Below are 11,073 nucleotides of genomic sequence, written 5' to 3' on the forward strand. Positions count from 1 at the left end.
ACCCGGGCCACCGTCTCCGCGGTGGTCGAGGACCTGCTCGCCGGCCGCCTCGTCGACGAGGCCGAGCCCGCCCCCCGGGCCGGCGCCGGTCGACCGGCCCGCGGGCTGGTACTGGCCGACCAGGGCCCGGCCGGGCTGGGTCTGGAGGTCAACGTCGACTACCTGACGGTCTGCGTCGTGGACCTCGCCGGGCAGGTGCGGCACCGCACCGTGCACCGGGCCGACCTGCGCCCGGTCGCGCCCGCCGACGCTCTCGCCCGACTCGTCGAGCTGGCCCGGCAGGCCCGCGCCGACGCCGCCCGACAGGGCCTCACCCTGGCCGGGGCGGCGCTCGCGGTGCCCGGTCTGGTGGACGACGCCGGGCTGGTCCGGCTCGCGCCGAACCTGGGCTGGCGCGACGTCGACGTACCCGCGCTGCTCGCCGCACATCCGGCGCTGACCGACCAGGTGCCCGGCGTACCGGCGCTGGTGGTGGACAACGAGGCGAACCTCGCCGCCCTCGGCGAGCTGCACTCCCGGCCTCCCGGCCCGGCCAGCTTCCTGCACATCTCCGGCGAGGTCGGCATCGGCGCCGGGATCGTCCTGGACGGCGCGCTGTTCCGGGGCGTCCGGGGCTGGAGCGGCGAGATCGGACACCTGCCGGTCAACCCGCAGGGGCGACCGTGCCGCTGCGGCGGACGGGGCTGCCTGGAGCAGTACGCCGGCCAGGAGGCGATCGTGGCCGCCGCCGGACTGGCCCGCGCGGAGCTTCCCGCGGACACCGCGACGGCCCGACTGGCCGAACTGGCCGACGCCGGCGACCCGGGGGCGCTGCGGGCGCTGCACGACGCCGGGACGGCGCTCGGTGTCGCGGTGGCCAGCGTGGTCAACCTGCTGGACCTGGACACCGTGGTGCTCGGCGGCGGGTACGCCACGCTGGCGCCCTGGCTGTGCCCGCCGGTGCTCGCCGAGATCGCCAGCCGGGTCCTCACCGCCGCCTGGTCACCGGTCACGGTCCGGCCGTCGACGCTCGGTCCGGAGGCGGCCGCCGTGGGAGCCGCCGGTTCGGTGGTCCGTCACATCGTCGCCCGGCCCGCCGGGTGGCTGGCCCGCCCGAGCTGACCGGCCCTGGACGCTGGGCCTCTGCCACAGAGCCTCGGTACGCTTGCCGTCAGGCAACGATTCGCAGCCGAGGAGCCCAGGAGCAGCATGCGCACAGGTGGTCGGACGCGGGCCGGCGTCGGGCGGTGACCACGACCCGACGGGGCGGCATCGCCGGTCCGGTCAGCGGCGGTGGGCGCGTACCCCGCCGGCGGGCCGAACAGCCGCTTCCGACCGACTCCCGACTCGCCCGCGAACTGCTCGACGGGCTCGCCGAGGCTGTGCTGACGACCGACGAGGCCGGCCGGGTCACCCTGGTCAACGCGATGGCGACGGAGCTGCTCCCGGAGATCACCGCGGGCACCGAGCTGGGCCGGTGCCCGGTGCCGGCGCTGGCCCGAGCGGTCCGGGACGACGCCGAACGCTTCGACGGGGAGCACGGCGGCCGCCGGCTGCGCGGCGCGCGGCGACAGCTCGGCCACCGGTACGCCTGGTACATCCGGGACGTCACCGAGGAGCACACCCGCAGCGACGCCCTGCTGGCCGAGCGCGCGCGCACCGCGTTCCTCGCCCAGGCCGGCAGTCGACTCGGATCGTCCCTGCACCGGGACCAGACGCTGCGGGCCGTCACGACCCTCGCCGTCCCCTATCTGGCCGACGCCGCAGTGGCCCTGCACCGGCCGTCCACGCCGTCCGACCCGCACCTGCGCTGGGTCCGGTACGCCGACGGTGAGCCCTCTCCGAGCGCCGGGCTCGCCGGGCCGGAGCTGACCGGCACCGTCCCCGGGCTGGCCGAGGCGCTGGCCGGCCACCTCACCGAGCCGAGCCCCTGGCTGGACGTCGACCTCGCCGACCTGGCCTCCGTGCTGCCGCCCGGGTTCGGCCGGCCCGGCACCGTGCTGGTGAGCCCGATGCGCGCCGCCGGCGGCCCGGCCGGCGCTCTGCTGCTGATCCGCCAGAACGGGCGAGCGGGCTTCGACCGGCGCGACATCGACCTGGCGCGCGAGTTCGCCGCCCGGGCCGGCGCCGCGCTGGCCACCGCCGAGCTGTACGGCGAACAGGCCCACCTGGCCCGGGTGCTGCAGACCAGCCTGCTCCCGCCGGAGCTGCCCACGGTGCCCGGGTTGCGGATGGCCGGCGGCTACCGGGCCGCCGGCGACACCCTGCGCATCGGTGGTGACTTCTACGAGGTCTTCCCGCACCGCGACGGCGCCCTGTTCGCGCTGGGTGACGTGTGCGGCAAGGGCGTCGGCGCGGCCGTGCTGACGGGTCGGGTCCGCCAGTCGTTGCAGACGCTGCGGCTGGTCGAGCAGCGCCCGCTGGAGCTGATCCAGCTGCTCAACCGGGCGTTGTTCGACGCACCCGACGCGGCGCGGCGCAGCCAGCTCACCACCCTGCTGCTCGGCTCCCTGCAACGGGGGCCGGCCGGCGTGGACGTCCGGATCGCCGGTGGGGGTCACCCGGCGCCGCTGGTGGTCACGCCCGCCGGCACGGTCACCCCGGTTCCGGTCGGCGGGATGCCGGTGGGAGCACTGCCCGCGCCCCGGTTCGCCGAGACCCGGGTGCACCTCGACCCGGGCGACCTGCTTCTCGCGTACACCGACGGGGTGACCGAGGCTCGCGGCGGCCGACGCGACGTGGAGATGTTCGGTGCGGACCGGCTGCGTGCCGCGCTCGCCTCGGCGGCCGGGCTACCGCCGACCGCGCTTGTCGAGCGGCTGCTCCAACTGGTGGACGAGTGGTCGGAGGGGCGGGCCCACGACGACATCGCCATGCTGGCCGTGTGCGCGTCGGCGCCGGCGTGACCGGGGACGCCGACCGTCCGGCTCAGGCGGTCCGCGCCACCGGTGGCTCGCCGGTGGGCCACTCCCGCTGACCGTCGACCGTCCGCTCCGGGCCGCCGGACGCGCCCGTCCACGTTCCGCGGGTCTGCCGGTCCGGGTCGCGCGACCAGTCCCCCGCCCGGCCGCCGGGCCGGTCCGGGTCGTCCGGCCGGTCCGCCCGGCCGGTCGGCCGGTCCGGGTCCTCCGGTCCGCCCGGCGCCGGCACGACCTGCGCCTGCTGCCGGCGGGCGGTCTCGTCGAATTCGCGCATCCCGCGCAGGAGCGCGTCGCGACCCTCCGGGCTCATCGCGGCCAGCACGGCGGCGAGCCGCGCCTGACGGTCGGCCCGCAGCTCGGCGAGGAGCCGGCGGGCGGCCCGGGTGAGGTGCAGGGCGATCTCCCGCCGGTCGAAGCGACCGGGCTCCCGCTCCAGCATCCCGGCGGCGACCAACCGGTCACAGAGTCGGCTGGCGGAGCTGAGCAGCATGTCGAGCCGGCTGGCGAGCCGCCGCAGGTTGATGCCGTCCGCCTGCTCGACCACCATGACAGCCCGTAACTGGGCTCCGGACAGCCGATTGGTGGTCTCCTCCCGGGCGGATTCCCACACGCTCAGCAGGGAGGCCGCCGCCGCGTCCAACGCGGCAGCCATACTCGTCTCAGGGTCCGAGGGACCGTTCAGTTCGGCCATGGTGGCCCGAGAGTACTCCGAACCCACTGGTGGTCGAGCTTTGAGCGAGGGAGCGGTGATGAGCGAACCGGTCAATCAGGTACGACGTGCCCTGAACGAGACACCTGCCGACCGGATGGTCGGTGGTGTCGCGGCCGTTCTCGCCCGGGCGTACGGGATCACCGACGTCGAGCTCTACCAGGTCGACTATCGGCTGTCACAGCTGCTGCCCCTCACCGAGGGTGAGCCCATCACCGGCCCTGGGCATCCCGCGTGGCGCTCCTTCGACCACCAGTCGCCACTGCTCTCCGACGACACGGGCTGGTTCCCGGTCAGCATGCGGGGTGAGCGGCGGGGAGTGCTGCGACTCGCGCCGGTCCCGGACGACCCGACCGTCCTCGGCGAGCTGGACGAGATCGCCACCGCGCTGGCCCACGAGCTGGCCGCCGTCTCCGCCGGCACCGACGTCTACCGCGCGGCGCGGCGCAGTCAGCGACTCACCCTGGCCGCGGAGATGCAGTGGGACCTGCTGCCCGGACGCAGCCGGATCCGACCGTCGTTCAGCCTGGCCGGCCAACTCGAACCGGCGTACGCGGTGCGCGGCGACAGCTTCGACTGGTCCGACGACGGGCAGCGGCTGTGGTTGTCGACAGTCAACGGAAGCGGCGAGGGTGTCGCGGCGTCGCTGCTCACCTCACTTGCCACCCACGCCCTGCGGAACGCCCGCCGGGCCGGGTTGAGCCTCGCCGACCAGGCCGCCCTCGCCGACCAGGCGCTCTACGACCTGCACCGGGGCGAGCAGCACCTCTCCGCGCTGCTGATGGAGCTGGACCTGCGCTCCGGGGTGATGACCCTGGTCGACGCCGGCTCCCCCCGCCTGGTCCTGCTCCGCAACGGCGAGGTCACCGAGCAGCCCCTGGAGGCGCAGTTCCCGCTGGGCATGTTCGAGGCGACGGACTACCACGAGCAGACGTTCACGCTGGAGCGCGGCGACCGGCTCTTCGTGGTCAGCGACGGGGTCGTGGAGGCCACCGGGAAGGACGTCCGCTACGGCGAGACGGCGCTGGACCGGTTCCTGCGCCGGACCGGTCCGATGGAGCCGTTGGACGCCGTCCGGTCGCTGATCGGCGACCTGCGGGCGTTCGTGGCCGGCGACCTGGTCGACGACGCGGTGGTGGTCTGCCTGGACTGGACCGGCCCGCAGCCCTGACCGACGACGTCAGTACGCGCCGCGGCTGTTCACCACCGCGCCGAAGGTCTTCCACAGGATGGTCAGGTCGGCGGCGAGGGACCAGTTCTCCACATAGTAGAGGTCGAGCCGGATGCCGTCCTCCCAGCTCAGGTCGGACCGGCCGCTGACCTGCCACAGGCCGGTCATGCCGGGTTTGACCAGCAGCCGTCGGGCCACGTCGCCGTCGTAGCGGGCCACCTCCGAGGGCAGCGGCGGGCGCGGCCCGACCAGGCTCATCTGCCCCAGCAGCACGTTGGCCAGCTGCGGCAGCTCGTCCAGTGACCACTTGCGCAGCAGCCGTCCGACCCGGGTGACGCGGGGGTCGTCGCGCATCTTGAACATCAGGCCGTCGGTCTCGTTGCGGGCGGTCAGTTCGGCGAGCAGCGCGTCGGCGTTCACCACCATGGTGCGGAACTTGAACACCCCGAACTCCTGCCCGCCCCGGCCGACCCGGACCTGGCGGAACAGCACCGGACCCCGGCTGTCCAGTTTGATGGCCAACGCGATGAACACGATCAGCGGCAGCAGCAGCGCGAGCGCCAGTGACGACACGGACCGGTCGACGAAGCCCTTCACCAGCTTGCGCGCGCCCCGGAACTCGGGCGCCTCGACGTGGATCAGCGGCAGCCCGGCGACCGGCCGGGTGTGGATCCGGGGGCCGGCCACGTCGGTCAGCGCGGGCGCCACGACCAGGTCGACGCCCGTCCCCTCCAACTGCCAGCCGAGGCGACGCAGCCGCGCCGCCGTCAGCTCACCGGAGGCGGTGACCGCCACGGTGTCCGCCCCGATCGCGGTGGCGGCCTCCGGGATGCCCCGGAACGATCCCACCACCGGTACGTCACCGAGACGCTGTGCCACCGGCGCGAGCAGCGCGTCGGGGATGCACGCCCCGACCACCTGGTAGCCGGCGTACGGCTCCCGGCGCAGCGTGTGCACCAGCTCCAACACGTGCGCGGTGTCGCCGACCACCAGCACCTTGCGGGACCAGCCGGCACCACGGGAACGGGCCCGGTGCAGGCGCTTGCGGGCGGCGAAGCGGGTCACCTCGAGCCCGACCGTCCCCACCGCGAAGGAGATGCCGAGGAAGCCTCGGGAGACGCCGACGTCGGCGATGTACCCGGCGATGGCGATCGCCCCGGCCAGCCGCAGGCTGGCGGAACTGACCCGGCGGTACTCGTCCGCGCCGTAGCCGACCACCCGGTCGTCGTAGCAGCCCAACGCCTTCAGCGAGAGCAACCAGGCCAGCACCAGACCCGGGGCCACCAGCACGTACGGGATCTTCGAGCCGCTCGGCTCCTCGTCACCGAACCGGGCGACGTACCCGACGAGCAACGCGATGATCAGGATGGTGGTGTCCAGCACCACGAGGACCCGGACGTACGAGCGTTCGTCGGCGCGCGCCACCAGGCCGCGCGGGCGGGCGTCCGGCGTCGCCGACGTGCTTGCCGGGGTCAACAGTGTCGCCGCGCTCACCAGCCCTCCCACTCTGCTCAGGACGGCCCCGGCCGACGGGGCCGACCGGAGGCGGACCGACGCCGGAACACCTCGACATCCTGCCCCGACAACTATGACGGCCGATTGCTTCGGACGTATTGCCGTCACTTTTCTTCAGTGCGGTGCCGGAGGACCGAAGAAGGGCCCGTCGTACCGGATGGCGGTACGACGGGCCCTTCTGGCGCTGTGCGTCGGGTCAGCGCGGCGCCGGGGGGCGCCGGGCGATGGCGCTGAGGAAGATGCTGCCGATCTCGCTCGGGTCCTTCGTGACGAAGACGTCGCCACCGGTCACCTTGGTGATCGACTCCAGCTCGGCCTTGCTGACGCCCTCACCGATACCGATCATGATGACCTGGACCGGCCGCTCCGGATCGGCGACCCGCTTCAGCTCGGCGAGCAGCTGACCCTGGGAGAGGCCGTTGCTGTCCTCGTTCTTGCCGTCGGTGAAGAGCACGATCGAGTTGACCCGGCCGGGCTGCCAGTTCTCCTGCACCGCCTGGTACGCGGCGAGCATCGTGTCGTAGAGGCCGGTGTCGCCGCTGGAGGGCTTGATGGTGGCGAGCGCCCCCTCCAACTGGGCCCGCTGACCGGAGAGCGGCCCGATGCCGACCAGCTCCTTGTAGTCCCGGTTGCCGACCAGTTTGGTGGAGAAGGTCCACAGGCCGATCGACCAGGAGTCGTCGAAGAGGCCGAGACCGCGGCGGGCCGCGTCCACGGTGACCTCCTCCCGGCTGCGGTTGTTGGCGCTGGGCACCTCTTCCTTCATCGAGCCGGAGACGTCGATGACGGCGAGCATCCGACCGGACTGGGTGGCGATCGACCAGCTGGAGACGACACGCTGTATGGCCGCCGGGTCCAGGCCACCCGCGGCGGTGCCGCCGTTCGCCGGCGCGGTCGGTGCGCCACCGGACGGACTGGGTGCGCCCTGCGGCGCCTTGAAGCCGTCACCCCAGTTGCCGTCCGGCCCGCGCAGCGACTGCGCCGCCAGCCGGTCGCGGAAGCTGGGGCTGGTGAGCAGCTCGAACAGCACCCGGGCCGCCGACGCCTTGCTCGGCTCGATGCCGGGCAGCACCGCGTACGGGTAGTCCAGCGGCATCGGCGCCGGCTCCATGTAGAGCGCAGCGAGCGGCACCGGCGGCTTCTTGCTGTTGTACGCGATCACGTCTTCCTCGGACAGCGCCGCCGCGCCGAGGCCGCTGGCGATCGACGTCGCGTCGTTCGAGGTCGGGAAGCGGGCCAGCAGGTCGTTGCGGAGCGAGGAACGCCCGGTGGCCAGTGCCCGCAGCGCGCCGACGGTGTTGCGTTGGGCGTCGCCGCCGGCGGCGCTGGCGGCCGTGGTCAGCGAGAGCAGACCGGACAGGCCGGCCGCGTCCCGGGTCGGCTCGACGATGCCGGTACGCAGCGGAGCGCCCGTGTTGTTGACCTGCTTGAGCAGGTCCGTCCAGTTGAACTTCTTGTTGGGCCAGCCCAGCCGGGTGGCGATCGGCTCGGGCATCGCCACCACGATCGGGCTGCGCGCGATGGACGCGCCGTTCGTCGGGGCGAACGCGCTCGCTTCCTTCTTCAACCTCAGCAGCCAGGTCGAGGAGTCGGGCACCCACACGTCCGGGCTCACGGCGGTGCCGCTGGCCTGCCCCACGCCGGCGAGTACGGCGCCGTGCTTCGCCGCCACCACCGCGGCCACGTCGACCGGGTCGGACGCGGACACGTCCACCCGGATGCAGGTGGGGCCCACTGCCGCGCCGTCCTTGACCCACTGCGACGCGGCGGCGTCCACAGCTGGCGCGAGTTCGGAGGCGACCGCCACGGCGAGCCTGATCTCGCCCGAGCAGCTGGGCTGGATCAGCTCCCGATAGCCGAACCAGACGCCGGTCGTGACGACGAGCACCGTCGCCGTCGCGGCGGCGGCTGCTAGATGGAGTTTCGAACGCATGCGATGGCGGCCTACTGACACGGTGACCATCTTGCGTACAAGGTGCCGTCCGTGCCACAACCGTTCGGACTAAAGTTACGCAGGAGAGACAGTTGATCGCTGATTAACGACTCAACGTGACGGTGCGGCGTCAGGGCGTTGCCAAACCGGCATAACGGTTCACGGCAGCACGCACGTCGGGCTCGGCACCGGCACCGGTTCGCCGACCGGCTCCGGGACACCCGTGTCGGCGTCCCGCCGGAAGACGCGCACCATGTCCGCCCGCTCGTCGGCCACGTACAGATGCTCCCCGATGAGCGCGAAGTGCCGGGGCCACTCGCCGTCGGTGTCCACCTCCGCCACCAACTCCGGCGCCTCCCCCGCGAGGGCGAAGACGGCGATCGTGCCCACCCCCCGGTTGGCGACGTAGAGGAAACGGCCGTCCGGGCCGACGGCGACCTCCGACGGCTGCACGTGACCCGGGCGCTCGCTCGCCTCCACCCGCGCCCGCTGGTGCAACGCGCCGTCGTCGCTCAGCTCGTACGCGGTGACCGACCCGTCCAGCTCACCGACGAGATAGCACCGCCGGCCGTCCGGGTGCCGGGCCAGGTGCCGGGGGCCGGTGCCGGGCGCCGTGCGTACCCGGGGCGCGCGGGGCACCAGCCGCCCGGTCGCGGCGTCCAGGTCGTACCGGTAGACCGAGTCCGTGCCGAGGTCCACCGCGAGCAGCGGCCCCCGGCCCGACCCCGGCGAGACCATGTGGGTGTGCGCCTGTTCCTGACGCTCCGGGTCCGGGCCGTGCCCCTCGTGCACCACGAGGTCGCTGCGCTCGCCGGGCACGCCCTGCGCGTCGAGCGGGAAGACCGCGACGCTGCCGCCCCCGTAGTTGGCCACCACCAGGTGACCACCGTCGGGGAGCACCGCCAGGTGACAGGGCTGGGCGCCGCCGGTCGGCCTGCTGCCGATCGGGTCCAGCGCGCCGTCCGAGCCGACCCGCCAGGCGCTGACCTCGCCGTCCTTGAGCTCGTTCACCGCGTAGAGGACGGGCTGGGTGGGGTGCCGCGCCAGGAAGGAGGGGGACGGGGTGACCGCTACCGTGCCGAGCGGGGTCAGCTCCCCGGTGGCCGGGTCGCGGCGAGCCGCGACGATGCCGCTGCCCCGTCCGCCACTCTGCGCGGTGTAACCCCCGATGTGGACGACCTCGCTCTGCGCACTCACGTCTCGCCCCTCCGCCGGCTTCCTTCGTCGATCCAACCAGAGGCTGCCCGCGAATCCCGCGCGTTAACCGGCTTTGCGGGACCCGGATCGGCGTCGACATCTCGTCGACGCCGATCCGGGTTGACGCGCGCGGCTCAGGCGGTCGGCACCGGCTCCCCACGCTGACGGGCCACGTGCTCCACCAGAGAGATCAACACCATCTTGCCGGACTGCCGGTCCCGGGCGTCGCAGAGCACCATCGGCACGTCCGGGTCCAGGTCGAGCGCCCGGCGTACGGTCTCCAGGTTGAACCGGCGGGCGTCGTCGAAGCAGTTCACGCCCACCACGAACGGGATGCCCCGCTGCTCGAAGTAGTCGATGGAGGGGAAGCAGTCGGCCAGCCGCCGGGTGTCGGCGAGCACGACCGCGCCGAGCGCTCCGAAGGCCAGCTCGTCCCAGAGGAACCAGAACCGGTCCTGGCCCGGGGTACCGAACAGGTACACCTGAAGGTCCTCGTTGATGGTGATCCGGCCGAAGTCCATCGCCACCGTGGTGGTCGACTTCCCCTCCACGCCGGAGATGTCGTCGGTGCCGATCCCGGCGCCGGTCAGCACCTCCTCGGTCTGCAACGGGCGGACCTCGCTCAGGGCGCTGACCAGGGTCGTCTTGCCGGCCCCGAAGCCGCCGGCAATCAGGATCTTCAGCGCCAACGGGATGGTGACGCCGGGGCCAGCCTGGTCAAAGTGCACGGAGTCCACTGACCACCGCCTTGAGAATGTCGTCGTCGGGAAGGTTGCCGGCCGCCGGCGGCTCGTGCACCGCGACCAGGCCCTTGGCGAGGAGGTCACCGAGCAGCACCCGGACGACACCGACCGCGAGATCCAGCTCGGCCGCCAGTTCGGCCACCGACACCGGCTGGCGGGCCAGCGCGACCAGCCGCCGATGCTCCGGGAGCAGCCGGGGGTGGACCGTCGGGTCGAGGTCCGCGCCGGCCAGCACGAACGCGACCAGGTCGAATCCGTCGGCCGCGGACCGCACCCGGCCGCCGGTGATGATGTACGGACGCGCCACCGGCCCGGCGTCGCCATCCAGCCACTCGTGCTGGGGCCCGGGCGGCTCAGCCCACGTCACCGGCACCCGCCGACGGTCGGGCCGGCGCGGCGAGGTTCTCTCCCACCCGGATGACAAGCATCGCCATCTCGTAGGCGACCAGGCCGATGTCCGCGTCGGCGTCGCTCACCACGGCCAGGCAGGTGCCCTGCCCGGCGGCGGTGACGAAGAGGTACGCCGACTCCATCTCCACCACGGTCTGCCGGACCGGACCGCCGTCGACGTGCCGGCTGGCGCCGCGGGCCAGGCTGGAGAACCCGGCGGCGAGGGCGCAGAGGTGTTCGGCGTCGGAGCGTTCCAACTCGGCCGAGGAGCCGAGCAGCAGCCCGTCCGCCGAGAGCACAACTGCTTCCCGGGCGGCCGGGACCCGTTCCACCAACTCGTCGAGCAGCCAGTCGAGGCTGGCGCTCTGCTTCGTCGAATGCGGCACTAGGCGTCCCTCTCAGTCGCGGTCGGGGATTCGGGGGCCGGCGTCGGAGAGGCCACGGGTGCGGCGGCCTCCGGCTCGGCGGCCGTCCCCGGGGTCGGATCGGCGCTGACCCGTTCGGTGGGGTTCGCC

At 73.4% G+C, this 11,073-nt stretch carries 10 protein-coding genes; 3 read left to right on the forward strand and 7 right to left on the reverse strand.

The genetic code is table 11. The features are described from left to right. Together FHG89_RS29380 and FHG89_RS29385 are read left to right on the forward strand one after the other, a co-directional pair. Positions 1–1,101 (forward strand): ROK family protein (locus FHG89_RS29380; protein ID WP_139587657.1); only part of this gene is annotated, 1,101 nt, incomplete at its 5' end. 125 nt (positions 1,102–1,226) lie between these two features. Beyond that, a complete protein-coding gene (locus tag FHG89_RS29385) occupies positions 1,227–2,885 on the forward strand; it encodes a PP2C family protein-serine/threonine phosphatase (protein ID WP_244295977.1) in 1,659 nt (552 codons plus the stop codon). 22 nt (positions 2,886–2,907) lie between these two features. Here the strand turns inward: FHG89_RS29385 and FHG89_RS29390 are convergent, their stop codons facing one another. After that, on the reverse strand, positions 2,908–3,552 hold the full coding sequence (locus FHG89_RS29390; protein WP_139587658.1) for a MarR family winged helix-turn-helix transcriptional regulator: 645 nt from the start codon (positions 3,550–3,552) through the stop codon (positions 2,908–2,910). A 97-nt stretch (positions 3,553–3,649) separates the two neighbouring features. Here FHG89_RS29390 and FHG89_RS29395 point away from each other — a divergent pair, with 97 nt between their 5' ends. Further along, entirely contained in the window at positions 3,650–4,780 is a 1,131-nt protein-coding gene (locus FHG89_RS29395; protein WP_139587659.1) for a PP2C family protein-serine/threonine phosphatase, read from the forward strand. A 9-nt stretch (positions 4,781–4,789) separates the two neighbouring features. Here the strand turns inward: FHG89_RS29395 and FHG89_RS29400 are convergent, their stop codons facing one another. From FHG89_RS29400 to FHG89_RS29425, 6 genes are all read right to left on the reverse strand, one after another. Continuing rightward, positions 4,790–6,274, reverse strand: a complete 1,485-nt coding sequence (locus FHG89_RS29400) for a sugar transferase (protein WP_139587660.1) — start codon at positions 6,272–6,274, stop codon at positions 4,790–4,792. Positions 6,275–6,491: 217 nt separating this feature from the next. After that, positions 6,492–8,249 (reverse strand): substrate-binding domain-containing protein, encoded by a 1,758-nt coding sequence (locus FHG89_RS29405; protein WP_139587661.1) that lies wholly within the window; start codon positions 8,247–8,249, stop codon positions 6,492–6,494. Positions 8,250–8,387: 138 nt separating this feature from the next. Continuing rightward, positions 8,388–9,425 carry a lactonase family protein gene (locus FHG89_RS29410; protein ID WP_139587662.1) on the reverse strand — a complete coding sequence of 346 codons (1,038 nt, stop codon included), beginning with the start codon at positions 9,423–9,425 and terminating at the stop codon, positions 8,388–8,390. Between the two features lie 134 nt (positions 9,426–9,559). Continuing rightward, on the reverse strand, positions 9,560–10,162 hold the full coding sequence (locus tag FHG89_RS29415; RefSeq protein WP_139587663.1) for a GTP-binding protein: 603 nt from the start codon (positions 10,160–10,162) through the stop codon (positions 9,560–9,562). Continuing rightward, positions 10,143–10,535 (reverse strand): DUF742 domain-containing protein, encoded by a 393-nt coding sequence (locus tag FHG89_RS29420; protein WP_139587666.1) that lies wholly within the window; start codon positions 10,533–10,535, stop codon positions 10,143–10,145. The genes FHG89_RS29415 and FHG89_RS29420 overlap by 20 nt, the downstream gene beginning before the upstream one ends. Then, entirely contained in the window at positions 10,522–10,944 is a 423-nt protein-coding gene (locus FHG89_RS29425) for a roadblock/LC7 domain-containing protein (RefSeq protein WP_139587664.1), read from the reverse strand. Before FHG89_RS29425 ends, FHG89_RS29420 begins: the two co-directional genes overlap by 14 nt. Between the last annotated feature and the right edge of the window lie 129 nt (positions 10,945–11,073).

Source organism: Micromonospora orduensis, from assembly GCF_006228125.1.
Lineage (GTDB): Bacteria > Actinomycetota > Actinomycetes > Mycobacteriales > Micromonosporaceae > Micromonospora > Micromonospora orduensis.

Excerpts from the sequence above, each read along its gene's own strand:
- FHG89_RS29390 (WP_139587658.1), bottom strand. The coding sequence starts at position 3,552 with ATGGCTGCCGCGTTGGACGCGGCGGCGGCCTCCCTGCTGAGCGTGTGG.
- FHG89_RS29395 (WP_139587659.1), top strand. The coding sequence starts at position 3,650 with ATGAGCGAACCGGTCAATCAGGTACGACGTGCCCTGAACGAGACACCT.